Here is a 25739-nt window from a genome sequence, read left to right on the forward strand (position 1 = left end):
CCATGGGAACTCTAACGCTTTCGATGATTGTCAAAAACGAAGAAAAATATCTGAAAGATTGTCTTGAATCTGTTAAGAATATTGTAAATGAGATTGTCATTGTGGATACCGGTTCGACAGATAATACTATCTCTATCGCAAAAGAATACAACGCCAAGATCTATAATTTCGATTGGATAAACGATTTTTCAGCTGCCAGAAATTATGCGCTTTCCAGGTCTACTGGTGACTGGATATTGTATCTGGATGCCGATGAACGACTGGATACTAATTCATTACCTGAATTAAAGAAAATATTAAATACAGTTACTAAGGCGGGTTATTTTTGCACCGTAATGAATATCGACAATGAAAACGATAGAGACTATTCTATACGTTATGTGAGATTATTTAAAAACTCGCCAGACATTAAATTTGCCGGTAAAGTACACGAACAAATTACCGACTCCCTGATTGAAAATGGCTATCAAATTCAGCATTCCAGAATTATAATTAACCACATCGGATATGACATTGCTAAAGAAGAAAAAGAGAAAAAAGCAAAAAGAAATCTCGAACTTCTGATAGAAGAATATAATCTAAGCAAATCTTCATATAGCTTATTCCAGCTTGGACAGACATACTATATATTGGAAAATTATGATAAAGCCAGAGAAATTTTCTCTGAATTGATAAGCAAGCAAGACTTTGATAACATACTTAAAGCAGAAGCTTATGCTTACCTCGCACAAATTGAGCATTCGAATTTTAATCCGATGTATGCCGAAAAATTGATGGATAAGGCAATAGAACTAAATCCAAGACAGACATATTATTATCTATTAATGTCGAAAATCTATTTACGTCAGCAAAATTTGTACAAAGCCAAGCTGTATGCAAAAAAAGCAATGGAAACTAATAAATGTATAAACAAAAATGAGTTGTTCAATAAACAAACAATTTTTGTTGACGATAGAGAAATAATTTATTATGGCTTATATCTTTCATTTAAAACGCAAGATCCAGATTATACTGAATACTTTATCAGAGAGCTATACAGAATAGTAAAAGACGAAAGTGCTAATCGTAAAATTCGACTTATTAAGTTGATGGAAAATGTTCTCAACGGCAGAGAAATTAATGAAGAGATTGCCGACATTATTGAACAAAATATCAACAAATACAATCTCGATTTACTAATTACTGTTCTTGAGCAACAAAAGAATAATGAAATCAAGTTCAGACTTTTTAATTACATTCATTCGCTCTATCCAAAAAATACAGAGGCTATAAAAAATTTGGCACTTCTCTACGATCAAACCGGCGCTATTTCAGAAGCATTAAAATTTATGGAAAACAACAAAGAGATTATTAATAACGATCCAGCTGCACTTTTTTATCTGGCATCATTTTATTTAAAAGCAAGAAAATATTCTGAGGCGATTCATATCTTTGACCACTTAGAAAATTCTTTCAGTCAGATGGGGAACATCATTCAGAAGGTAAAACTGATTAAGGAAAAGTTAAAAAGTATTGCTGTATAATTTACTCCCTCCGAACCAGACTTCTCAGTTTTAATTACATGTATGTTCTTATTCAAATCTTTTCTATAAAGTTTCATTAACTGTATAATTTATTGACATTGATATAAAATTTATATAAAGGATTTGCTAAACTTTTATAAGCATTATGCGATAATATTAGTGAGAAATAAATCTCATTAATCAACAAGCTCAAGCAAGGATGCTTGAGCGAATTTAAAAAAAATACAAGGAGGTAATTATGGGATTCTCAATTAACACAAACGTTGGTGCTCTTAATGCTTACAATGCATTGGCAAAAATCAATGCACAAACTGAAAAAGCACAGCTTCGTCTTGCAACAATGAAAAAAATCAACAGCGTTGCAGACGACACATCCGGTTATAACGTCGGTAAACAACTCGAAGCTCAAACTCTTACACAAAAAGCTCAGTTGAACAACATTGCTTCGGCTAAAAACTATCTGGCTACCGCTGAATCCGCTTTACAGCAGATTGCTGACAAATTAAACCAGATAAAAGCTAAACAGACCGACGCAGATGATCCATTGAAAGATTCTGCTGCAATTGCCGATGACATTAGAACCCTCGCTAAAGAAATTGATTCTATACTTAAGAACACCAACATTAACGGTACACAGTTGCTTGCAAGTACTGATGGTTCTACCGCTTTATCCGATGCAACATTTGACGTTGGAGGTTCTACATTCTCTGTAGATTTTGCTAGCAATTCCTACTTAAATGTAGGCACACTCGCAACAGCAATTGGAACCAGTAATCTGCAAAGCACTACAGATTCAACTGTCCTGGACTTTGATACTACAACAGTAGCAGCCAATGTTCGGAACTCATTGCTGCGTCTCGGTAACTTACGACAGACACTCGATTCACGAGAAGAATATCTCACAGCAGCAATTGCCAACAACACAGCTACTATCAGTAATATCTTCGACGCCGATGTTGCTATGGAACAATTGAATGCTACTAAAGGACAAATTGGTGCGCAGGTAGCAACTGCAATGGTCGCTCAAATGAATACTGCTCCTCAACAGATATTGAGCCTCTTCCGTTAATTGGGAATTTTTCCTGACTGATCCCTCTCCCTTCGGGGAGAGGGAATTTATTAACTAAACTACTGAAAGCCATGTATACAGCAAACTATCTGACTAAAAAAACTAATCCTTATCTAATTAATCAGATAAAGAATTCAACTCCTCAAGAACTAACCCTTAAAGTATACGACTTTGCAATTCAGCAATGTCATAAAAATGATATGATCAGAACAAATGAGGCGATCCAGGTTCTAATTAATTCACTTAATTTTGATGATCCCGCTGCCCGAGAAATTTCTACCGGTCTGCTTCGCCTTTATACATTTTGTCAGGATCAAATGCGCAAAAAAAATAATGAAATTGTCCTGAAAATATTGACAGAATTAAAGCAGACATGGTTGGATGCTATTAAAAATATGGGTTGAAAATGGCCTACGATATTCTGACAACGTCAGGTATAAATAATCTGGTCAATTCTTACATTACCAATGAAACTCAAAAAAGAGTAACTCCACTTACTACACGTAAAACTTCATACGAAAATATCGTTTCTGCATATTCAACAATTAGCAGTAAGCTCGACTTATTTAAATCCTTACTGAACGATTTAAAGAGCACCGCATCCGACTCAATATTTTACTCCAAAGCCGCTTCGTCATCAAATACAGATTTTGTTACTGCAGTTTCAAATACAGGTGCTACTGAAGGGAATAACACAATCAGAATTAATCAACTTGCGAAAAACGACGCCGTATTATCGATTGACTTGAGTTCATCTGCTGCATCTGCTGTAATTACTGCACCTGGAACACACGAATTCACAATAAAAACCGGAGACGGTGAAGGCGGTGAGTTTATCAGTAAAATTTCGGTTACTTTCGATGCTGCTGATTTTACATCCGGTTACATCACAAATGAAACTTTGATGACAAAAATTCAAAACGCGATAAATACCGATAAGGCAATTGTTCTTTCAAATTCAGTAACGGGTAGTACTGCATCAAGTGGCTCGTTCGTCGTTGATCTGAATGGCACTGAAACAACTATAAATTATTCCGCAGGAACATACAGCGACGTGCTCGATAGTATTGTTACTCAGCTAAATGATATAGATGGTATTACGGCCGAAAAAATTGTGAACGGCTCGGATTATCAGCTTAAAATTACAGTTAATGATTCATCCGAATATATTACTATCAAAAACGATACAGGAACACTACTAACGGAATTGGGTGTCAGTGTTACAAAGGAAAAGGGTGCATCTGGTCTGGTAAATGCTTCCGTATTTACTCCTTCAAGCGGTAGTTCTCAGTTAAGAATTACCGCGCAAGACTCCGGCTATGATTATCGAATAACAGACCTTTCAGACACAGGAAGTGGAACGGCATTGGCTGCCGTCGGATTGAATCTTGGAGCTACGCGTCAATCGTTTGTACAGAACAGTTCAGTTGGAGATGATACTCCTGGCTATATATATTCCACAGATTTACTTAATGCAAAACTTAACTTTAATGGCGTTAACGTCGAAAGAAATTCGAACGTAATAACAGATTTGATCTCGGGCACTACGATTACGCTAAAATCTGTTATGCAATCAGGAGATGCCGACGTTAATATTAGTGTTACTAAAGATGTATCGAAAATTAAAGATAAAATAAACGAGTTCATTACAAAGTTTAATGACCTTTACAGTTATTTGAGAGAGCAGACTAAAACAACAGAAACATCAAGAGGTTCTCTCAGAGGTGATGCTACTGCATCGACACTCATAAGTTTGTTAAATACGGTTGCATATTCGGCTGTTGACGGTATAGCCTCAAATAAAATTAATACATTATCAAAAATTGGCATCACCTTCAATATCGATAGTGGACTGTCATTGTCTGATTCCGACCAACTCGAAAGTGCTATTGAAGATAATCTCGATCAGGTAATTGAGCTGTTTACTTCAACCAGTGGAATTGCCACAAAATTGTATGACAGCATTAGTCCGTATCTGGGAGCTGATGGATATATCGCAAAGACTAAGTCGACATACGATTCCACAATATCATCGCTAAGCGAAAGCATCGAAGCCGCTCAAACAAGAATTGATAAGTATGCCGAATCACTCAGACTCCGTTATCAAAAATTGCAGGTTCAGCTGGCATCGATTATATCTTCTCAAAATTATTTTTCTCTATTTAGTTCGTCAACGACAGGCTATTAGAGGTTATTATGGATAGTGAATTGAAAAATAAATTGGCGGCAATGAATCAGTTGATGGATTTATTGACATTGCAACTCGATTCGATAAATACAAATAATTTTGACGATAAATTTCAGGAAGCTATGGAAAGTATGATGGTTATCCAGAAGCTTAAAAAAGATGTTTGCAAAAAATGGGGAAAAGAATATTTCGAAAAAAATGAACCGGATATCCTTAAAAAAGCTAAACTTATTGAAGAAAAATACGATAATATTATAGAGCAGTTCAGGAGTGAGTTGAAAAAAGTAGAAAAAGAAATTTCAGCCTTGAACAGCCAGAGAAAAATTGTCAATTATATCAGGTGATAAAGTGGATATAAAAGGAATATCAAATAATACGACTTTTACGCATGATCCCAATCAGTTGAAGAAGGTTTCTGTTAAACAGCCTGAATCGAAGGATACAGACAAAATCGAAATTTCTTCAACTGCAAGAGAACTCGCAAAAAATGAAGCTGCGTCTAAAAAATTGGAGGAAATTAAACAAAAAATTAGCTCGAAGTTTTACGATTCAGATGAAGTAATAAATAAAGTAGCTGAGGCAATCTTAAAAGAATTAAAAGAAAGTTAATTTATCATTTCATACATACTCCTTCGGGCGGGCATATGTCCGCCTTTTTTTATTCTTTTAAAACACTTTCTAAAGCTTCTAATAACTCTTCTTTAGTGAATGGCTTTACAAGAATTTTATTAAACCCACAGGTATGAAATCGCTCTTGGTCAAGATTACTTGCATAACCTGTTACGGCAATGATAGGAATATTTCTATATTCTTCTATCTTGCGCAATTCTTTTGTGAGTTTTATACCGTCCATTCCCATCCCAAGATGGATGTCCATTAATATCATCGAATACTTTTTCTGAACAATCATTCTCAAAGCTTCTTTTGCGTTCAGAGCACTGTCGACTTCAGCTTTTTCACTCAAAAAAGATTTTATTACTTCTTGATTTATGATATTATCTTCAACGTAGAGTATTGAAAAGTTATTTTTGTTGAAAGATAACTTTTCTTTTTTTGATTCTTGTTTAGTTTCAGTTTCTTGTGCGAGAGGCAAGAGGATAGTGAATGTAGAACCTTCTCCTTCATTGCTTTCGACTGAAAGTGAGCCATCCATTAGTTCAATCATTTTTTTTGCAGTAGTTAATCCCAATCCTGCACCTTCGTATGATCTGTTTGTCCCTTCACTTACTTGACGGAATTCTTGAAAAATTAATCCGATTTTCTTTTTCGGTATCCCGATCCCTGTATCAGAAATAATAATTTTAGCGAAATTTTTTTTCGCTATCGACTCTTTACTAATTCTAACTGTTATGGATCCCTTTGGAGTGTACTTTATTGCATTGTCAATAATATTCGAAATCGACTGCTCTATAAAATCTTTATAGCCCGAAACAATTAATTCCTCAGGTGTAATTGAAAGTATAAGCTCAAGCTTTTTCTGCTGGATTATATCTTTGTAAGGTTCGATTATCAGTTCGATGTTTTGTGTAAGATTATAATCTTCCCGTTTTACTTTTATTTGACTACTTTCGAGCTCAGATAATTCAAGTATTGAGTTCAATGTCTTCATTAATCTTTTGCCAGAGCTGCGAATGCGGAGTAACATTTCACGTAGATTTTCATCCTGAATTTCTTCCATCATTAACTCGGTCATTCCAAGAATGCCCATTAAAGGTGTGCGAATTTCGTGATTCATATTGCTCAAAATGGAAGTTTTAAGAATATTCGATTCTTCGGCCTTTTCTAAGGCTGCCTTTAGAGTTAATTCCATATTCTTTTTTTCAGTTATGTCTTCGGAGATTTTAATAAAGTGTGTAATTCTACCTTTAATACTTTTTATCGGGGAAATGGTAGCCGACTCCCAGTAGTATTCTCCAAATTTTGATTTGTTCAGGAATTCGCCGTGCCACGATTTACCGGATAAGATTGTTTCCCATAAATTTTTATATATCTCCGGATTTACTTTACCCGATTTCAAAATCGATGGCTTTTTGCCAAGAGCTTCTTCAATTTTGTATCCAGTGATATTTTCGAATTTTGGATTGACATACTGAATATAACCTTCATGGTCTGTAATAACTACAATTACTCTACTTTGTTCAATTGCGTGTGACAAAAGATTCAAACCAAGAGCAATTTTTCTTTTTTCTAAAAGATGATTCCATTCTCTTAGAGTGCGTTCTACAATATGGGTTATGTCGAGGAATGTGTCGGGCGATTTGACAATATAGTCCATTACTCCAAGCTTAATTGATTCTACGGCAATCGATTCGTTACCGTAGCTTGTCATTAATATAAGTGGAAAAAGTAAATTGCCGTCGTCGTCTTTTTGTAGTAGAAATGTACCATTGCCATCAGGTAGTTTCCAATCGGCGAGTATCAGCATTGGATTAAATTCTTCGATGGCTCTTAGTGCTTCGGCTAGTGTCTCGCATCTTTTTAATATATATTCGCCGGGTTTTTTATCGAATCCTCGTTCCAGTAATTCATAATGATTATCGTCGTCTTCAACTATCAATATTTTGGTAGCCATAATTCCCTCTCACAGAGTTATTCACGATAATTTTGGATTACTACTTGAGGGCAGTTTAACAAAAAAGCTTGTTCCTTTACCGGCTCCATTGCATTCAGCCCAAATGGAACCTTTATGTGATTCAACAATTTTTTTTACGATTGATAAGCCAATACCTGTGCCTGGTTCTTTTGGTTTTCCCTTTTCAAAAAGATCGAAAATTGTTTTTAATTTTCCTTCCGGTATTCCCACCCCGTTATCATGAATGATGTATGTGACGTACTTGTCGTCCTGCGTATAATCGATATTGATTATTAAATTTTTCTCTCTTTTTGAATGCTTAATTGCATTTTCAATTAAGTTTTGCCACACTTCTTTTATTTTAAATCGGTCACCTTCGATCGATGGCAATGAAGGATTAATGTTGATTTTCGTATCTGGGGGTAGAATCCCTTGAAGGGAGTTCACTACTTCACCAATTACTTCATTCATCGATATTTTTGAAATAGTGTTTTGAAGGCGGGATATTCTCGATAATCTAAGCAAGCCGTCCAGCATTTGAGACATTGAATCAACAGCATTGGATATTTTTTGCAGATCGGGCAAAATTTTATCTGTCCTGCCTGATTTTAAATCCTCAAGTACTAAGCCTACAAAGCTTTTTATTGTTATTACTGGGCTTCGTAAATCGTGAGATACAGTGTATGTAAACTTTTCCAATTCCTCGTTTTTCTTCTCGAGTTCTTCGAGGTAAATTTCAAGGGTTTTACTATACTTCTTTGACTGTGTAATATCTCTAACGATGGCGCATATGCTATTACCATATTTAGTCCTGAGAGGCGTTAAAATTATTTGAAATATTGACTCGTTACCGTTAGACTGGCGCAGAGAAAATTCGAACGGTTTATGGAAATAGATATGCCCGTAACTCTTTATAATGTCGGGCAGGGGAATATCTGTTATATTAAGAAAAGGGGGGCGTTGTTCGGTATCAGGAAGGAGGGCTGTGGCAATATCCTTGTAATTCTTATTTATTACTTCATCTTTTTTCAAGCCGGTGAAATTCGTCATTGCGTTATTCCATTCAATTATTTCACCTTTTTCGTTAACTAAAATAATTCCGTCGTAGAGTTGTTCAATAACGGTTCTAAATTTCTCTTCGTTCTCTTGCAACTCCTGTTCGTATTCTTTCAACTGCGTGATATCTCTTCTTATGCCAATTACACCAATTATTTTCCCATTTTTACTTTTTAGTGGTACTTTAGATGTTAAAGCCCGTCCCATTTTATTTTCGGCAGTGATATAGATTTCTTCTTTATTGAGCAAGGGTATACCAGAAGAAGTAATCTCGTCGATATTGTCAGAAGCGCTATCATACGCAGTTGATAAATCGGCTTCTTTTTTACCGATGGCCTGGAGCTGGTTATTCAGATTGAGCGATTTTAAGTGCGATTTGTTATTGAGCAGAAATCTGCCTTCTTTGTCTTTAACAAATATCTGGTCAGGGATCGAATCGATCAGTGTGCGTAACAAGTTTCGTTCTTTTTCGAGTTCTTCTTCAGCTTCTTTCCATTTGGTAATGTTTTCTACTGTACCGTCGTAATAAATAATTTTTCCGTTTTTGTCGTATATTGCTTTCGCACTTTCGCGGACCCAGATGTACGTATTATCCTTACACTTCCATTTCGATACGAATCCAATAATTTGTCCTTCTTTTTCCATTATAGCTTTAAATGTGGTTCTATCGTAGCCTGGTTCGAAACCCTCGTCTTCTAAGTTGCGATTTGCGAGTTCTTCGAAGGAATTGTATTTAAGCATATTGAGCAACGCAGGATTAACGAATAAGATCTTACCGTCGGGTGTAGTTCTGTAGACACCAATGAACATGTTATCGTAAAAAAGTCGTAATTGCCGTTCGTCTTCTTTAATTTTTTCTTCTAATATTTTTTTCTCGGTAATATCTCTACCAACTCCAACAATAGCTACAACCTGTTTGTTTTTGTCGAGAATAGCTTTGTCTGACCATGCAAGCCATCTCCAACCACGTTTAGTTTTTGCACGTTGCTCAAGATAGCACGAATGTGGAGGAACGTATAACGCTTTCATAGCTTCTTCGGTAGATTTACGATCGTCTCGATGGACTAAAGGAATGAATTTTTTCCCTATCAATTCTTTTTCTTTTTTGCCGAACAATTCGCAATAGGAAGGACTGACAAATAAAAACTTTCCTTCTCTATCTACTTTAACAACTAGGTCCGTCTGGTTTTCTATCAGAAGTTTGTAATTTTCTTTTTCCGATAGGAGTTTTTCGTAATTTTTAGTTAAACGGTTATACTTGCGTTTAAGTGATTCAAAATTCTTGTGCAATTCATTGGCCTGTTTTCCTTTCTCTCTTTTCATCTGAATCACACCCGTCTGCTTAAAAGCATATTTTAATTAATTATACCTTATTTATTTCTTATTGAAGAACTCTGAAGCAATATTCAAATTTTTTCAAAAAAAATCCATATAAAAGAAAAATGTTTCTTTAAAAAGGGATAACAAAGCTTAACTATTTGGGTACATTTTCGATAATAGTATGTAGGTGGATTAAAAATGGGGAAAAAATGACCGCACAAACTATACAAAAAGTGGAGAATTCTGAAATACTTCAGCTTGTAAGTTTTCTAATTGGCGACGAGGAATATGGAGTGGATATTCTTCTGGTACAAGAAATTATTCGGATGATGGAAATAACAAAAGTTCCAAATTCACCCGACTTCGTCGATGGTGTAGTTAACCTGAGAGGCAGAATTATTCCAGTAATTGACCTTAGAGCAAAGCTTGGAATGCCAAGAAAAGAACATGATAAAAACACGCGAATAATAGTAGTGGAAGTGGCTGGGAAAACTGTTGGATTCATAGTTGATGCTGTGACCGAAGTACTTAGAATTCCTGTCGGAATTACCGAACCACCGCCGGATATTGTAGCGGGTGTAAATGCAGAATTTATAAAAGCAGTAGGTAAACTCGACGACAGATTATTGATTCTTATTGACATCGAAAAAATTCTATCTACTCAGGAAAAAATTCAACTGAATAATATGAATAAATAATAGTGTTATTTAAAAAAATCCTAAATCATCCGATAATATAATATAGAAGGAGCAAAAATGTCTCTAATTAATTGGAACGACACTTACAGTGTCAAAGTTAGAATGCTCGACAACCAACATAAGCGACTTGTTGAAATGATCAATACGCTTCATGATGGAATGAAAATGGGAAAATCGAATGAAGTGTTAGGAAAGATTATTTTCGATTTAATTGGCTATACAAAAACACATTTCCAATCGGAAGAAGATTTATTTGAAAAATTTAATTATCCTAATAAAGTATTGCATAAAAAAGAGCACGACGAATTCGTAAAAACAGTCGGAAAATTCTACGAAGATTTTCAGAACCATCGCACTGGCCTGTCGCTCGATGTTATGAATTTTCTGACAAACTGGTTAACAAAGCACATTAAAGGCTCGGATCAAGCATATTCGAATTTTTTGAATGAAAAAGGGATTTATTAATAAAAATATAATGGAGTAATGAAATGAAAGTAAGAAACCTGTATATGTTACTTTTGATGCTGCTGTTAATGAAAATCGATATTCCTGCGTCTTATAACTTATTAATGCCCGGTGACGAAGATTATTTGCCAATCGCCGAAGTAATGCCGGAACCGGTTGAAGGATTGGCTAATTTAATGAAAAAAATTCAATATCCTGATATGGCAAAAAAAACAGGACAGGAAGGAAGAGTTATTGCAATGGCATATATAAATGAAAATGGTAATGTTGACGATGTAAAAATAATTAAAGGTGTTGGAGGCGGATGCAGCGAAGAAGTTGAACGAGTACTCAAGTCGAGTAAATTCAAACCGGGTATGAAAGGTGGTCAACCCGTCAAAGTTAAACTTACTATGTCATTTGTATTTAAATTAAATTAGACGAGAAAGAGCCATGATTTCAATTAAGAATCTAAAGTTCAAAACAAAACTTCGTGTTTCGTATATTATTCTTGGCGCTATCTGTACTGGAGTAATCGGTAACGACCTTTATCAAATGTTCAAGATAAATAATTATAAAGATCAGATATATGCCGATTACATTGCGCCTTCAAACGAAGTTGATAAAATTTACCGGGAGTTCGAAGGATTGAAAAACACACTACTAAAGTTTTCCATCCCGAGCTTCGAACCCGAACTCAACAGTAATCTTGCATCGCTTTCAAAGTCGAAAGAAGTAATTGATTCTGCACTCGCAAGCCTCAAACAAAAATACGCTGTCACGAGTATAGAAGCCGATCTGACTAACATAAATCAAAGCTGGAACGATTATAAAAGTCTTGTAATCGACGGCACGATAAGTGCAGCCGCAATAAAAGATTATGAACTCGCTGCGGTTGTTGCTACTACATCCGGCGAAGAAATTGGCAAAAAAATGTTGAGTAACTTTAAAAATCTAAAGGATAATCTGAACAACAAAGGTGAAGTGCTGAATTCAAGTCTTTCCGACGCAATTACTTCCTCCCGTGTGGTTATTTTTATCGGAGTTGTTCTTGGTACGTTATTTTTCTTCTTCGTATTCTTCTACATGGTTAAATCTTTGATGCAACCAGTACAATACATGAAATCTGTTGTTAGTAAATTTTCGATCGGTAACTTTAAAGATAAAGTTGAAGTGGCAACTAAAGATGAGTTTGGTGAACTTGCAAATATGCTGGAACAATTGAGACACTCGCAGCATGAACAAATTAAAGCAGCAACGGAAATTTCAAAAGGTAATCTGGATATTGAAATTAAAGTCCTTTCTGAAGAAGACGAGCTTTCCGATAGCATGCTCAAGATGATTGGTAACTTAAGAAATTTAATCGATGAATTTAAATCAATCACTGACGAAATTATTGAAGGAAAAGTTACCAAGCGAGGCAATCCAGAGAAATTCGACGGAGCTTATAAAGAAATCGTAGCCGGAGTCAATGCTACGCTCGATGCATTATTTACACCAATCAAAGTTAGTGTGGATGTTCTTGCCGAAATGGCCAAAGGCAATTTCAATGCCCGTGTCAGAGGCGATTTCAAAGGTGACCATAAGTTAATTGTAAATAGCATAAATTCTCTTGGCGAGTCTCTGACAGATATTTTGAGTAATATTGCCGAGATGGTGAATTTAACAGCTTCGATAAGCGAACAAATATCCTCGTCGACTGAACAGATGGCAGCAGGTGCTCAGGAACAAACAGCTCAGGCAAACGAAGTCGTTCTTCAGGTTGAAGAAATGACAAGAACAATTATGAGCACATCTAAAAACGCTACGCTTGCTTCTGAAGCTTCAAGAAAAGCTGGTCAGGTAGCTCGTGAAGGTGGCCAGGTGGTTAATAAAACAGTCGAAGGTATGAATAAAATTGCAGATTTCGTTGTTAACGCTGCGGGCAAAATACAGAACCTCGGTAAAAACAGCGAACAGATCGGTGAAATTGTACAGGTAATCGACGATATTGCAAATCAAACTAATTTGCTTGCTTTGAATGCAGCAATCGAAGCTGCAAGGGCAGGCGAGCAGGGAAGAGGCTTTGCAGTTGTTGCCGACGAAGTAAGAAAACTTGCAGAAAGAACCACTAAGGCTACAAAAGAAATCTCGGATATGATTAAACGTATTCAGGAAGTAACTGAGAATGTAGTTGTTTCAATGAGTGAAGGAAAAGACGAAGTAGAAACAGGCAAAGAATTAGCTCAAAAAGCAGGTAAATCTCTTGAAGAAATTATACAGGCATCCGACGCTGTGCTCGATGTTGTTAATCAAGTGGCAGCTGCAAGCGAAGAACAAAGTGCTACAAGCGAGCAGATTAATCACAACGTCGAAACAATTAGCAAAGTAACAAGCGAAAGTGCAGCTGGAATTCAACAAATTGCAAGCGCCGCAGATGAACTCAACAGAATGACGAATAATCTGCGCGAACTGATAGCAAAATTCAATTTTGAAACGAAAGGTGAATTTAAGCCCCACGGCAATGGGGACGGCAAAACAAAACAAATATCACGCAAAGAAGATAAGCTCCTTACAAATTGACTTATCTTTCCATAAAATAAATAAGGGCTGTCCCAAAAGGGCAGCCTTTTTTATTAATAATTCACTGCTCCCAATCATTTGTTTTATTCCAACAAAACTTGATGATGAGAAAATATCTGAGACAAATTGCATTTTTCAAGGATTTTTATTTTTATACCATGCAGAATATATTTCACTAATAAAAGGAAATTTAAGATGAAAAAAGTTCGGCTTGGAATTATCGGTTGCGGTATAGCGGCCAGGGAGCTGCATTTACCTGCAATACAAAAGCATAAAGATAAATTTGAAATTGTAGCTGCGTGTAACAGAACAGAAAAGAAGGCAAAAGAATATTCGCTACTCATAGGCGGTATCCCATATACTACAGATTGCAGGGAAATATTTAAAAATCCCGAAATCGATGCGGTTGTTATTGCTGTTCCAATCGAATTGAATTATAAATTTGCTGCGGAAGCAATAAAGTGGGGCAAGCATCTATTTCTCGAAAAACCACTGGCAGCCAGGCCCGAAGAAGGAAAGAAATTGATTGCTCTGCAAAAAAAGACGAACAGAGTTTGCTTCCTTGCGGAAAATTATCGCTTCGACTCCCTCTACCTTGAAATAAAAAAATTATTGAATAAAAAAGTAATTGGCGATGTCTATTCGGTTGTGTGGAATGTATTTAACAATCTTACTTTGAAAAATAAATATGCTCAAACTTTGTGGCGTCAGAAGAATAAATATCCTGGTGGATTTGTATACGACGGCGGAGTACATAATATAGCTGCACTTCGAATGCTTTTCGGCGATATCAAATTCGGCTTTGCATCAATGAAAACGATCAATCCAGAAATTGGCACGGAAGATACATTCTCTTTTCTCTTTAGTTTTAATGAATCAATACACGGTGTGCTTAATATCTTTTTTTCTGTAAGAGGATTTTATAGCAACGAATTGATAATTTTTGGCACAAAAGGTTCTTTGATGGTTAGGAACAATAACCAGATTATTATTAAAGGAGAGGGCAAGAAAGAACAAAAAATTGATTTAATGACAGACGGAGGATTTGAGAACGAATTCCTGCATTTTTATAAGATTATTACTAAAAATGTAAAGAACCTCAGTCCTTTTGAAGAAGGTTACAAAGATATGGTAACTCTTCAAAGAGCGTTCGAGTCGGCTAAAAAAAATAAATTAGTAAAAATATTTTAATTAATGAGCGTATGAAACGAAATAGTTATTAAGATTGTAACATACGCTCGTTATCTATTAAACGGCTTTGTTAAGATTGTAACGTTTACGTTCGTTCGGGTCCAGGAAGAGCTTACGTAGCCGAATTGATTTAGGTGTAACTTCAACCATTTCGTCTTCGTTGATATATTCGAGCGCTTCCTCGAGTGTAAATTTAATTGGAGGTGGAATTTTTATAGCCTTGTCTGAGCCCGAAGCGCGCATGTTCGTCAATTTTTTACCGCGTTGAATATTGACTTCAATATCATTGTCTTTATTGTGTTCGCCAATAACCTGTCCGCGATAAACTAAATCTCCGGGTTCGACAAAAAATTTGCCCCGGTCTTTCAATGAATCGAGAGCGTATGCAGTGACAGGGCCGTCATCCATCGATATAATTGCGCCGTTTCTGTTTCTTTCAATTGAACCTTTAAAATATTCGTACTGATAGAAACGATGATGCATTATTCCTTCGCCAGATGTTACAGTAAGTAATTTTGTCCTCAAACCCATTAATCCTCGCGAGGGAATATGGAAGATAAGATTCTGAACCGAGCCTTTGTTTTCCATCTTAACCAATTCGCCTCGTCGTTTACCGACGAGTTCGATAACCTTACCCGAATATTCTTCGGGAACGTCAACTACCAGTATTTCGATCGGTTCGGCTTTCTTGCCGTTAATTTCTTTATAGATTACTTTTGGTTCGCGTATTTGTAATTCGAATCCTTCGCGTCTCATGTTCTCAATCAATATCGATAAGTGCAAAATTCCCCTGCCCGAGACCTTGAATGAATCGGGGGTACTTGTCTCTTCAACTCTGAGAGCAACGTTAGGTTCAAGTTCTTTAAAAAGTCTATCCCTGAGCTGGCGTGAAGTTACAAACTTTCCCTCCTTGCCATAAAAAGGCGAGTTGTTAACTGTAAAAGTCATGCTGATTGTCGGTTCATCAATCGTAATCAGAGGAAGTGGTTCCGGGTCGTTTGAATCTGCAACTGTATCTCCAATATCGATATCCTCAATTCCTACAATTGCACAGATATCACCGCATTCAACTGAATCGACTTCCAATCGATTCAAACCGTCAAAAACAAAAATTTGTTTAATTGATACCGGGTGAATTTTACCATCGCGTTTTATTATTGATAAACTTTGAGATTTTTCCAGAGTACCTCTAAATACTCTACCTATGCCAATTCTTCCAATATAATCGCTGTAATCGAGTGTTGTAATTTGAATTTGAGTTGAACCTGGATTATTTGGCGGAGGAGGAATGTCTTTAATTATCGATTCGAGCAATGGTGTAATGTCAACTTTTTTGTGAGATAAATCAGAGACTGCCCAACCCTCTCGACCGCTGGCATAAAAGACTGGAAATTCAAGTTGAGATTCGTCTGCTCCAAGGTCGATAAATAAATCGTAAACTTCGTTTAAAACCTCTGCGGGTCTGTTGTCTGGTCTGTCTATTTTATTGATGACTACAATTGGAGATAGGTTCAGGTTCAGGGCTTTTTCAAGCACAAAACGTGTTTGTGGCATAGGACCTTCGAAGGAATCTACAAGAAGGAGAACGCCGTCGGCCATCTTTAAAACTCGTTCAACTTCACCTCCAAAATCCGCGTGTCCAGGTGTGTCGATAATATTAATTTTATAATCCTTATAAGGAATGCTTATATGCTTTGCTAAAATTGTAATTCCTCTTTCACGTTCGAGGTCATTCGAATCAAGGAATCTTTCCCGTACGACCTGATTTTGCCTGAAGATATTACATTGTTTTAGTATTTGATCTACTAATGTAGTTTTACCATGATCCACATGTGCAATTATTGCAATGTTACGTATATTATTCATATTACCTCAGTATTCAAAAAGTAAGCTACAAATTTAATGATTTTTTCTATTATAAGTGTGAGTATAATCCGAGAGGAAAATATTATAAACCATTAAAGTCACACAGGACAAAGAACCATTTGTGCTTGAATATCTCAGTGGGTTTCATAATAACTAAAGCCGCAAAAATTAGAAAAGACAAATAGTGGGAAAACTTTTTGAAATTGTGAAACGACTTCATATATAAAATTTAATAACTTGCTTTGCGAGATTATCAGTTTTCAATCAACATTAGCATGGAAGCAATTATTACTGAAAATCGAGATAGTATGTTTAACGATTATGTTATATTGTCTTTATCCTGTACAAAATTAACCAGGAGAGCAGCAAGAAACATTGAAATGCCTCCCAGCACGAGTGCATAAATAGCTTCGCCTGCAAAGATTGTTCTTACAAAAAAACCTAAAATTGCCGCTGCAGTTATTTGTGGAATGACGATGAAAAAATTGAAGATGCCCATATAAACTCCCATCTTATTTTGTGGGAGTGAACCAGTCAGGATTGCATATGGCATGGCAAGTATTGAAGCCCATGCAAGTCCAATTCCTAATTCTGAAATGAGTAGTAATTTTGGATCCTTTATAAAATAGAAAGAGATTAAACCGATGCCACCGAAAACAAGGCTTATTGCATGAACTTTTTTCCGGCTTGTCTTTTTTGCCATTACAATTAACACAAATGCCATTAATGCAGCAAATCCATTGTAAACAGACATCAGAACTCCAACCCAATTGGCACCTTCGTTATATAAGATGGAGGCAGTATCGGTGGCGCCATAAATGTGATGCGTTACTGCAGGTGTCGTATAAATCCACATTGAAAAAAGAGCAAACCAGGAAAAAAATTGAACATAAGCCAATTGCACCATCGTTTTCGGCATATTGTAAAGGTCGTTAATGATAACTACGAATCCGTTCTTTTTCTTGTTGCTTTTGATTAACAATCCAGCAACTAACTGGAGCAATCCGAATGCAGCAGCACCAAGTAAGAAAAGTCCCACTCCATAATCGATATAAATTTTATAATAAAAAATAAGATACAAAAACAGTCCGGCTAATAACCAGATAATTCCGTTTCTAATTAATTTTTTGCTTTCTACAAATTGCTCTTCAAAATTGCCAGTTGCTTTTGATTTAGTATTTTCTGCAAATTTTTCGAGTTCTTCCGGTGAATATTCTTTTGATGTAGTAACCGTCCAGAGCACAGAAAGGAAAAAGACGACGGCGCCGATATAAAAAGCAAATTTTACGCTGTCTGGAATTTTACCTGCTGGTGCAACATTACTGATTCCAAACCAATTTGTCATTAAATAAGGCAAAGCAGATGCTATTACTGCTCCAGTTCCAATGAAAAAGCTTTGCATTGAAAAACCCAGAGTACGCTGAGATGAAGGGAGCATATCGCCGACAAAAGCTCTAAAAGGTTCCATCGAAATGTTGATCGAAGCATCCATAATCCACAACATACCAGCTGCAACCCAGAGCGCAGGAGAGTTAGGTATAACAACTAAGGCAAGCGAGGCTAAGATTGCTCCGGTTAAAAAGTAGGGTTTTCTTCTACCGAGTCTGTTCCACGTTCGATCACTCATATGTCCGATTATTGGCTGTACAATCAATCCTGTTACAGGTGCGGCAATCCAGAGGATGGGAATGTCATCTATGTTAGCGCCTAATGTTTCGAATATTCTACTTACGTTTGCGTTTTGCAGGGCAAAACCGAACTGGATTCCAAAAAATCCAAAACTCATGTTCCATATTTGCCAGAAACTTAAACGGGGTTTTTCCATATGTTACCTGTTTTATTTATTAACAAGAATGAGATATTCCCACGGTTTGAGAGTTAATGTGTTTTCAGTATTTAGTTTAATTTTGCCTGAAGTAAAATAATTTTTGTAAGAACCGACAAGCTTTTCAGAATTAAACGAGAATTTTTGTTCCTTTGGTGAAGTGTTAAAAAATGCAATCAAACGATGGCTGTCCTTTTCACGATAAAAGGAAAATATATTTTCTGGATTGCTGTTTTCGATTAGTACAACTTCGCCGCCGTAAAATCCGCTCCATATAGCCTTGTTCTTTTCTTTGAGCTCAGACAATTTAGTAAATAAATTTTCATAGATAATGTTCGACCAGTCGATTGTATCTTTCTCGAAAAAGCGGAGGCGCTTATTTAGTCCCGCTTCTTGACCGCTATAGATGAGGGGCATGCCATGAATTGTAGCGATTAGAACAGAGAACATTTCGGCGCTTTCGCCTAACCTTTCAAATACAGTTCCACTCCATGAATTCTCGTCGTGATTTGTAGTGAAGTTGAGTCTGTAACCTTCTCCTGGATATTCTTTTTTTTCGGTCAATATATGATTGGACAGTGCGGTTGCATTCAATTCGCCTTTAGCAATTTTGTTCATAATATCTTTTAATTGCCAATTGTAACTCATATCAAAAACAATGTGCATTTCAGGCTCGGCAGCTTCGGCAAGCATGAAAAGAGGTTTTACTTTTTCTAATTCTTTTCTGGCTTCTTCCCAGAATTCGAGAGGCACACCATTAGCATAGTCGCATCGAAATCCATCGACGTCAAATTCAGTTACCCAATATTTCATGGCGTCTATCATATATTTCCATAATTCTCTGTTAGAATAATCGAGGTCAATTACGTCTTGCCAGTCTGGCACTGGTGGATAAAATTCGCCTTTTTCATTTTTACTAAAAAATTCCGGATGTGATTCCACCCACACGTTATCCCACGCTGTATGATTTGCCACCCAGTCAAGCATTACGTAGAATCCCATTTCGTGAGCTTTATTGACAAGATGTTTAAAATCTTCTTCAGTGCCGAATTCAGGATTAATTGCTTTATAATCTTTAATTGAGTAATAACTGCCAAGACTTCCTTTTCTGTTCTTCTCTCCAATGGGATGAATCGGCATAAACCACAAAATATCGATTCCCATTTTTTTTAAGCGGGGTAAATGATTTTCAAACGCTTTGAAAGTTCCCTCGGGTGTGTATTGCCTTACATTTACTTCGTACATAACAACATTCTTTGTCCAATCAGGCGGAGTAAATTTCGGGATGATCGGCTCTTTTTGCTGTGCGTTAAGTATTATAAAAGAGATTAAAATAAATTTAATGATTAGAATTTTCCTCCCTTTTAAGAATTTCATATAAACCTTCCTTTTTTTTCTGAAAATGTAATGTAATTTTGATTGAGTTCAAAATTACTTAGATCCGTCACACAGAGAGAGAGTAAAAGATCCGCGTAAGCCATAAATTAATAAATACTGAAAGCTTATTTTCTTCAAAAGATTAGAGAATTTCATAACAATAGTTAACAAAAGATTTGTAGAGGATTTGAAATTAACTACCGCTATATGATACGATTAAAATGAACAGAATAAATTGAAGAAGACCTATATTAAAAGGAACAGAATTGGAATGGTGGTTATTTATTGTTGAATAAAATAAAAGAGCGAAAAGAAACATTTTCATCTTTCAATAAAATTTTTTTGTATTAATTCTCTAAGTCGTAAATAAGTAATTGCAGAGCTGGTTAATAAAAATTTTTGAGTGATTATAAAATTGTGTAGTTTTATCACTAAAAAAATTGAGAGGAAATTTGTATGACATTTAAACGTTCAGCCGGTATTTTACTGCACCCGACATCATTGCCTGGTAATTACGGCATAGGAGACCTCGGGAAAGAGGCTTATAAATTTATTGACTTTCTTGTTGAAACTGGAAATACACTCTGGCAGGTACTGCCGCTTGGTCCCACCGGATATGGTAATTCACCTTACCAGTGTTTTTCTGCATTTGCTGGCAATCCGTTATTAATAAGTCCTGACATTTTGAAAGAAGAAGGACTTTTAAGCGACGATGATTTATTGAAAATTATAACAAACGAAAAACATTATATCGATTTTGGAAAAATAATCGGTTCGAAGTATGAAATGCTGAGACGTGCGTTTACGAATTATAATGATACGGGCAAAGACGGGTTCGAAGAATTTTGCGAAACCAATAAAGATTGGTTAGATGATTTTGCACTTTTTATGGCATGCAAGAATTATCATGGCGGAATTGTCTGGAGTATGTGGGAAGAAGAGATTGCATTCAGAAAAAAAGGCGCTATCGAAAAATGGACAAATAAATTGAAGGAAGAAATTAAGTTTCATAAGTTCGTCCAGTTTAAATTTTTCAGTCAATGGAAAAAACTAAGAGAATATGCCAACTCAAAGGGTATAAAAATTATTGGAGATGTACCGATATACATCGCATACGACAGTGCAGATTTGTGGGCTAATAAAAAATACTTTACAATTGATGAGAAGGGAAAACTGGAATTCGTGGCTGGAGTTCCGCCAGATTATTTCAGTGCAACGGGACAATTATGGGGCAATCCTTTATATCGTTGGGACGTAATTGAAAAAGATAATTTCAGGTGGTGGATTGACCGTTTCAAAGCAATCCTTAATCTCGTTGATATTGTGCGCATCGATCATTTCAGAGGATTCGAAGCATATTATAAAATTCCCGGCGATGCACCAACAGCAGAAACAGGCGAATGGGTAAAAGCACCAGGCGAAAAATTGTTCTCTACTTTTAAAAAAGAATTTGGTTCACTACCAGTATTGGCTGAAGATCTTGGAGTAATTACCAAAGAAGTTGAAGAACTTAGAGATAAATTCGATTTCCCCGGGATGAAAATTCTTCAATTCGCTTTTGGAAAAGAAGGCGAAAAAAGATTTCTTCCTCACAATTTTATTAATAACTGTGTGGTTTATACTGGATCGCATGACAACGATACAACACGCGGATTTTTTGAAAAAGAAAAAGAAAAAAATTCCGACGTTTTTTATCATGCACAGGACTACATGAATTATTACGGCGATGATATGTGCCACGCTCTGATTAAACTGGCTTATTCATCTGTGGGTAATATCGTTATAATTCCGATGCAGGATATTCTTAATCTCGACAGTTCGGCAAGAATGAATTTCCCAAGTAAACCAGATGGGAACTGGACCTGGAGATTTAGTTGGGATCAGCTCTCAGAGGGTTTGAGCAAACATTACAGATATCTGATCGATCTTTATGAAAGAAATCCAAATAAAGAGAATCATGATTAAAATAGATAAACTCCACAAGACTAACCGAAAAACAGTTTTGCTTCAGATTTTACCCGGTGGCAAATTGATTGTTAGAGCTCCAAAAAATATTACACAGTTAGAACTCGACAGAATTATATTAAATCATAGTAACTGGATTATAAAAAAAAAGGAGCTGCTAAAGAATCAATTTGTTATGAAAAAAGAATTTTCAGAGGGTGAGCAATTCCTTTTTTTAGGTAATAATTATACGTTAATATACAGCGACATAACTAAGAATATAATTTTAAGTGATAACCTTTACATTAATCCTAAAAAGAAACATATTGCTGAAAAATTAATTCAAAACCTGTATCGAGATAAGGCAAAGGAAATTATTAGAGAGCGGGTGTTCTATTATGCGTCGAAATTTGGTTATCAATTTAAGTCGATTAGAATTACAAGTGCAAAAAAGAGATGGGGCTCGTGCAGTTATAATGGGAATCTGAATTTTTCGTGGAGATTGATTATGGCGCCGGTAGATATAATTGATTATGTAGTCGTCCATGAGCTAGTGCATTTAAGAATAAAAAATCATTCAAAAGTCTTCTGGGATAAAGTTGCTGAATTGATGCCTGATTATTATGCAAGAAGAAACTGGCTTAAAAAGAATGGTAATATGCTCGATTTGTAAATTAAAACAAAAGGAGTTAGATGAAAAAAGTAGTAATCACACATGCTTTTAGAACTCCAATTGGGAGCTTTAATGGGGGTTTGAGTCAATTAAGCGCACCACAGCTTGGAAGTAGAGTTATCAAAGCTATTCTTGAGAAGTCAAATATTGATCCTTTCATGATTGACGAAGTAATAATGGGGAATGTATTGACAGCAGGTATCGGTCAGGCCCCTGCTCGCCAGGCAGCTTTATATGCAGGACTTCCAGATAAAACTGAATGTCTCACAATTAACAAAATGTGTGGCAGCGGTCTTAAAGCAGTTATGCTGGCAGCTCAGGCAATCCAGTGCGGGGATGCAGATATAATTATTGCCGGCGGACAGGAGAGCATGTCTAATGCACCGTATCTTATAAAAGATGGAAGGTCTGGCTTCCGTCTGGGTAACTCAACCATCTACGACTCGATTTTAATCGATGGACTTGTGGATGTATATGAAAATATTCATATGGGAAATTGTGCTGAAATTTGTGCCCGAGAATTTAATTTCTCTCGGCAAGAATTGGATGCATTCGCAGTTGAATCATACAATAGAGCGCTTAAAGCTCAACGGGAAGGTCGTTTTGACGATGAAATAATCGAAGTAAAAATTGAATCACGGAAGGGCGAAACTATTATAAAAAAAGATGAAGAACCCGAACGTGTTGACTTTGATAAGATTCCAAAATTGAAGCCGGCATTTGATTCGCAAGGGGTTGTAACAGCTGCAAATGCATCGAAAATAAACGACGGTGCAGCTGCATTATTGATTATGAGCGAAGAGAAATCTAAAGAGCTCGGACTTAAACCGATGGCAGAAATTATTGCTCAAAGTTCAGCTGCAAAAGACTCTGTCCATTTTACTACTGCCCCCGCCGATGCCATTCAGAAAGTATTAAAAAAGGCGAATATGAAAATCGAAGATATTGACCTATTCGAAATAAACGAAGCTTTTGCCGTCGTTTCTCTTGCTGTTAATAAATTACTCGGATTGCAATTAGATAAAGTAAATGTTAATGGCGGAGCAGTAGCATTAGGTCATCCAATAGGAGCCAGCGGTGCAAGAATTTTGACCACCCTTCTACACGAAATGAAAAAGAGAAATTCTGAATACGGCATAGCTTCTTTGTGTATTGGAGGTGGCGAGGCTTCTGCCTTAATTGTAAAAAATTATAGCTGAAGGGGGTTTTATGAATTAGTATTTATTAACAATAATTATGGTATTTATTATGGCATCTAATTCAATTCCACAAATCTATTATAATCCTGACTATCAATATAAGCCGTTCAAACCGCCAGTAGATATTAAAACAGCGGAACAAAGAGCGGAAAAAATTATATCTGAAATGACCCTCGAAGAAAAAATTCAATTGGTCGGAGGGCATAACTTTTTCTATATCAAAGGATTCGAGAAATACGGAATACCACAGTTTTATCTTTCAGATGCAACTCAAGGTGTCCATTTGAGAAAAGAACTCAGTTCATCTCTTGATAAATCGGTCGCTTTTCCTTGCCCTCTGGCACTGACAGCCACATGGAATATTCAACTTGCATTTGAATATGCACGCTCAATTGGCGAAGAATGCCGTGCTGGTGATATTGCAGTATTACTTGCTCCTGGAATGAATATCTATAGAATCTCGCAAAATGGAAGAAACTTTGAATATTTTGGCGAAGATCCTTTTTTAGCTTCAAGAATGATAGAGAATTATGTTGTAGGGGTGCAAAGTACCGGTACGATTGCCACTTTAAAACATTTCCTTTGTAATAATAACGAGTACCATCGTAGAACTACGAATGCAATTGTTGACGAAAGAACAATACACGAAATTTATACCCCGGCATTTAAAGCCGGAATAGATGCCGGAGCTATGGCCGTTATGACTTCGTATAATCAAGTCAACGGTGAATGGGCTGGTCAAAGTAAATTCGTAATTGATACTTTGTTGCGTAACAGGCTCGGCTTTAAATGGCTTGTAATGTCAGATTGGTGGTCTACATGGAATCCTGAAAAGGTAATTAAATCTGGCCTCGATCTCGAAATGCCAGGCGACCCTTTGATGGATAAACCTGCCTTTCAAAAAAGGGGAGATATTACAATTAAAAAGAATGCAATGAAATTAATTCAAGAAGGTAAAGTAAGCCAGGCAGATATCGATCGGATGGCAAAAAATATTATCAAAACTTTTATTGCAATGGGGCTTTATGATAGACCGGTTAAAGATTTACAATATCTAAATAATTTTAAACTCCATGAAGAAATAGCTCTTCAAACTGCACGTGAGTCGATAGTGCTTTTGAAAAATAGAGATAATTTATTACCCGTGATTGGAAACAGGAAGATCTTGTTGACAGGTGAATTTGTAGAAAAATTACCCAAAGGTGGCGGTTCTGCAGACGTGGAAGGTTATGATATAATTACAATGTACGATGCCTTGAAAAATAAATTCGGCGATATGATTACTCATATTAAAGAGCCAACAGACGAAGAAATTAAAAATGCAGATATTGTATTTCTTAGTGCAGGCACTTTGGATAGTGAAGGTTGGGACAGACCTTTTTCGCTACCCGAAGAGATAGAAAGAAACATATTCAGAATTACGTCTTTAAATCCTAATACAGTGATAATCATTAATTCTGGAAGTGGTATAAGAATGACCGACTGGTACGATAAAGCGGGTGCCATATTGTACGCATGGTATCCAGGACAAAATGGCAATATAGCACTGGCTGAAGTATTGGCGGGAGATCTCAATCCTTCAGGTAAATTGCCAATAACAATTGAAAAAGAATTTAAAGATTCACCAGGTTATGGATATCTACCTGAAGGCTCAGACCTTAATACAGATTGGGATGACGACTTAAATATGGATTTCCCGATCAATAATATCGAATATAAAGAAGGAATACTTGTCGGCTACAGATGGTACGACACAAAAAAAATTGAACCCCTTTTCCCATTTGGGTATGGTTTATCTTACACAACGTTTAAATATGATAATCTAACAGTAGAGCCGAACGTATTTGATGGAGAAGGGAAAGTCAAAGTCTCTTTCGATATAACCAATGCTGGCAATTATGATGGAGCAGAGATAGCCCAACTTTATGTCAAAGATATCGAATCGAGCATTTTACGTCCTGAAAAAGAATTAAAGGGTTTTCAAAAAGTGTATCTCAAAAAAGGCGAAACAAAAAAAGTTACAATTGAGCTTACTAAAAAAGAACTTTCATTTTGGGATACGCAAACCGGCAATTGGAAAGCAGAAGCAGGGGATTTCGATATATTAATCGGAGCTTCATCGCGGGATATAAAATTAAAAACAAAATTAACACTTAAGTAAGTAACAGAATAGTTAAAGTTGTTTATTGAGTTGTCGGATTTCAAAAAATGAATTATTCTTGAAGGTGGTAG

The 25739-nt window shown here is 36.2% G+C and carries 20 protein-coding genes; 15 read left to right on the forward strand and 5 right to left on the reverse strand.

The annotated features are described in order from the left end of the window. Nucleotides 1–2: 2 nt before the first annotated feature. From ACSSV9_RS09820 to ACSSV9_RS09845, 6 genes are all read left to right on the forward strand, one after another. Nucleotides 3–1523, forward strand: a complete 1521-nt coding sequence (locus tag ACSSV9_RS09820) for a tetratricopeptide repeat-containing glycosyltransferase family 2 protein (RefSeq protein WP_437347077.1) — start codon at nt 3–5, stop codon at nt 1521–1523. 238 nt (nt 1524–1761) lie between these two features. Then, nucleotides 1762–2592, forward strand: a complete 831-nt coding sequence (locus tag ACSSV9_RS09825) for a flagellin (RefSeq protein WP_437347078.1) — start codon at nt 1762–1764, stop codon at nt 2590–2592. A 71-nt stretch (nt 2593–2663) separates the two neighbouring features. Further along, on the forward strand, nt 2664–2996 hold the full coding sequence (locus ACSSV9_RS09830; RefSeq protein ID WP_437347079.1) for a flagellar protein FliS: 333 nt from the start codon (nt 2664–2666) through the stop codon (nt 2994–2996). A gap of 2 nt (nt 2997–2998) precedes the next feature. Further along, complete coding sequence (fliD, locus tag ACSSV9_RS09835; RefSeq protein ID WP_437347080.1) at nt 2999–4780, forward strand: flagellar filament capping protein FliD; 1782 nt, start codon at nt 2999–3001, stop codon at nt 4778–4780. Between the two features lie 8 nt (nt 4781–4788). After that, nucleotides 4789–5124: a hypothetical protein gene (locus tag ACSSV9_RS09840; RefSeq protein ID WP_437347081.1), complete on the forward strand. Its 336-nt coding sequence runs from the start codon at nt 4789–4791 to the stop codon at nt 5122–5124. After that, nucleotides 5105–5389 (forward strand): flagellar biosynthesis anti-sigma factor FlgM, encoded by a 285-nt coding sequence (locus ACSSV9_RS09845; protein WP_437347082.1) that lies wholly within the window; start codon nt 5105–5107, stop codon nt 5387–5389. Before ACSSV9_RS09840 ends, ACSSV9_RS09845 begins: the two co-directional genes overlap by 20 nt. A 49-nt stretch (nt 5390–5438) precedes the next feature. Here ACSSV9_RS09845 and ACSSV9_RS09850 read toward each other — a convergent pair whose 3' ends face one another. Together ACSSV9_RS09850 and ACSSV9_RS09855 are read right to left on the reverse strand one after the other, a co-directional pair. Continuing rightward, entirely contained in the window at nt 5439–7352 is a 1914-nt protein-coding gene (locus ACSSV9_RS09850) for a response regulator (RefSeq protein ID WP_437347083.1), read from the reverse strand. A 21-nt stretch (nt 7353–7373) separates the two neighbouring features. Continuing rightward, entirely contained in the window at nt 7374–9731 is a 2358-nt protein-coding gene (locus tag ACSSV9_RS09855; protein WP_437347084.1) for a PAS domain S-box protein, read from the reverse strand. A gap of 206 nt (nt 9732–9937) precedes the next feature. Here ACSSV9_RS09855 and ACSSV9_RS09860 point away from each other — a divergent pair, with 206 nt between their 5' ends. The 5 genes from ACSSV9_RS09860 to ACSSV9_RS09880 all read left to right on the forward strand — a co-directional run bounded on the left by ACSSV9_RS09860 (nt 9938) and on the right by ACSSV9_RS09880 (nt 14623). Then, entirely contained in the window at nt 9938–10426 is a 489-nt protein-coding gene (locus tag ACSSV9_RS09860) for a chemotaxis protein CheW (protein ID WP_437347085.1), read from the forward strand. A 57-nt stretch (nt 10427–10483) separates the two neighbouring features. Beyond that, nucleotides 10484–10891 carry a bacteriohemerythrin gene (locus ACSSV9_RS09865; RefSeq protein ID WP_437347086.1) on the forward strand — a complete coding sequence of 136 codons (408 nt, stop codon included), beginning with the start codon at nt 10484–10486 and terminating at the stop codon, nt 10889–10891. A 23-nt stretch (nt 10892–10914) separates the two neighbouring features. Continuing rightward, entirely contained in the window at nt 10915–11310 is a 396-nt protein-coding gene (locus tag ACSSV9_RS09870) for an energy transducer TonB (RefSeq protein WP_437347087.1), read from the forward strand. 13 nt (nt 11311–11323) lie between these two features. Continuing rightward, nucleotides 11324–13432 (forward strand): HAMP domain-containing methyl-accepting chemotaxis protein, encoded by a 2109-nt coding sequence (locus ACSSV9_RS09875; RefSeq protein WP_437347088.1) that lies wholly within the window; start codon nt 11324–11326, stop codon nt 13430–13432. Nucleotides 13433–13627: 195 nt separating this feature from the next. After that, the gene (locus tag ACSSV9_RS09880; RefSeq protein ID WP_437347089.1) at nt 13628–14623 is read left to right on the forward strand and encodes a Gfo/Idh/MocA family protein; all 996 of its coding nucleotides are present in this window, start codon (nt 13628–13630) and stop codon (nt 14621–14623) included. Nucleotides 14624–14680: 57 nt separating this feature from the next. Here the strand turns inward: ACSSV9_RS09880 and typA are convergent, their stop codons facing one another. The 3 genes from typA to ACSSV9_RS09895 form a co-directional block, all read right to left on the reverse strand. Next, a complete protein-coding gene (typA, locus tag ACSSV9_RS09885; protein ID WP_437347090.1) occupies nt 14681–16489 on the reverse strand; it encodes a translational GTPase TypA in 1809 nt (602 codons plus the stop codon). A 319-nt stretch (nt 16490–16808) separates the two neighbouring features. After that, on the reverse strand, nt 16809–18314 hold the full coding sequence (locus ACSSV9_RS09890; protein WP_437347091.1) for an MFS transporter: 1506 nt from the start codon (nt 18312–18314) through the stop codon (nt 16809–16811). A gap of 12 nt (nt 18315–18326) precedes the next feature. After that, complete coding sequence (locus ACSSV9_RS09895; RefSeq protein WP_437347092.1) at nt 18327–19691, reverse strand: alpha-amylase family glycosyl hydrolase; 1365 nt, start codon at nt 19689–19691, stop codon at nt 18327–18329. A 456-nt stretch (nt 19692–20147) separates the two neighbouring features. Between ACSSV9_RS09895 and malQ the strand changes: the two genes are divergently transcribed. From malQ to ACSSV9_RS09915, 4 genes are read left to right on the forward strand one after another with little or no spacing between them, the layout of a single operon-like run. Next, complete coding sequence (gene malQ, locus ACSSV9_RS09900; protein ID WP_437347093.1) at nt 20148–21656, forward strand: 4-alpha-glucanotransferase; 1509 nt, start codon at nt 20148–20150, stop codon at nt 21654–21656. Beyond that, entirely contained in the window at nt 21649–22308 is a 660-nt protein-coding gene (locus ACSSV9_RS09905; RefSeq protein ID WP_437347094.1) for a M48 family metallopeptidase, read from the forward strand. Before malQ ends, ACSSV9_RS09905 begins: the two co-directional genes overlap by 8 nt. Before the next feature lie 20 nt (nt 22309–22328). Beyond that, entirely contained in the window at nt 22329–23507 is a 1179-nt protein-coding gene (locus ACSSV9_RS09910; protein WP_437347095.1) for a thiolase family protein, read from the forward strand. Between the two features lie 49 nt (nt 23508–23556). Continuing rightward, the gene (locus ACSSV9_RS09915) at nt 23557–25668 is read left to right on the forward strand and encodes a beta-glucosidase (protein WP_437347096.1); all 2112 of its coding nucleotides are present in this window, start codon (nt 23557–23559) and stop codon (nt 25666–25668) included. Nucleotides 25669–25739 lie beyond the last annotated feature (71 nt).

It is taken from the genome of Melioribacter sulfuriphilus (assembly GCF_051488685.1).
Taxonomy (GTDB): Bacteria; Bacteroidota; Ignavibacteria; order Ignavibacteriales; family Melioribacteraceae; genus Melioribacter.

What these genes read in the sequence shown, in the direction of transcription:
- ACSSV9_RS09820 (WP_437347077.1), top strand. Translation starts at nt 3, where the DNA reads ATGGGAACTCTAACGCTTTCGATGATTGTCAAAAACGAAGAAAAATAT.
- ACSSV9_RS09825 (WP_437347078.1), top strand. Translation starts at nt 1,762, where the DNA reads ATGGGATTCTCAATTAACACAAACGTTGGTGCTCTTAATGCTTACAAT.
- ACSSV9_RS09830 (WP_437347079.1), top strand. Translation starts at nt 2,664, where the DNA reads ATGTATACAGCAAACTATCTGACTAAAAAAACTAATCCTTATCTAATT.
- fliD (WP_437347080.1), top strand. Translation starts at nt 2,999, where the DNA reads ATGGCCTACGATATTCTGACAACGTCAGGTATAAATAATCTGGTCAAT.
- ACSSV9_RS09840 (WP_437347081.1), top strand. Translation starts at nt 4,789, where the DNA reads ATGGATAGTGAATTGAAAAATAAATTGGCGGCAATGAATCAGTTGATG.
- ACSSV9_RS09850 (WP_437347083.1), bottom strand. Translation starts at nt 7,352, where the DNA reads ATGGCTACCAAAATATTGATAGTTGAAGACGACGATAATCATTATGAA.
- ACSSV9_RS09855 (WP_437347084.1), bottom strand. Translation starts at nt 9,731, where the DNA reads ATGAAAAGAGAGAAAGGAAAACAGGCCAATGAATTGCACAAGAATTTT.
- ACSSV9_RS09860 (WP_437347085.1), top strand. Translation starts at nt 9,938, where the DNA reads ATGACCGCACAAACTATACAAAAAGTGGAGAATTCTGAAATACTTCAG.
- ACSSV9_RS09865 (WP_437347086.1), top strand. Translation starts at nt 10,484, where the DNA reads ATGTCTCTAATTAATTGGAACGACACTTACAGTGTCAAAGTTAGAATG.
- ACSSV9_RS09870 (WP_437347087.1), top strand. Translation starts at nt 10,915, where the DNA reads ATGAAAGTAAGAAACCTGTATATGTTACTTTTGATGCTGCTGTTAATG.
- ACSSV9_RS09875 (WP_437347088.1), top strand. Translation starts at nt 11,324, where the DNA reads ATGATTTCAATTAAGAATCTAAAGTTCAAAACAAAACTTCGTGTTTCG.
- ACSSV9_RS09880 (WP_437347089.1), top strand. Translation starts at nt 13,628, where the DNA reads ATGAAAAAAGTTCGGCTTGGAATTATCGGTTGCGGTATAGCGGCCAGG.
- typA (WP_437347090.1), bottom strand. Translation starts at nt 16,489, where the DNA reads ATGAATAATATACGTAACATTGCAATAATTGCACATGTGGATCATGGT.
- ACSSV9_RS09890 (WP_437347091.1), bottom strand. Translation starts at nt 18,314, where the DNA reads ATGGAAAAACCCCGTTTAAGTTTCTGGCAAATATGGAACATGAGTTTT.
- ACSSV9_RS09895 (WP_437347092.1), bottom strand. Translation starts at nt 19,691, where the DNA reads ATGAAATTCTTAAAAGGGAGGAAAATTCTAATCATTAAATTTATTTTA.
- malQ (WP_437347093.1), top strand. Translation starts at nt 20,148, where the DNA reads ATGACATTTAAACGTTCAGCCGGTATTTTACTGCACCCGACATCATTG.
- ACSSV9_RS09905 (WP_437347094.1), top strand. Translation starts at nt 21,649, where the DNA reads ATGATTAAAATAGATAAACTCCACAAGACTAACCGAAAAACAGTTTTG.
- ACSSV9_RS09910 (WP_437347095.1), top strand. Translation starts at nt 22,329, where the DNA reads ATGAAAAAAGTAGTAATCACACATGCTTTTAGAACTCCAATTGGGAGC.
- ACSSV9_RS09915 (WP_437347096.1), top strand. Translation starts at nt 23,557, where the DNA reads ATGGCATCTAATTCAATTCCACAAATCTATTATAATCCTGACTATCAA.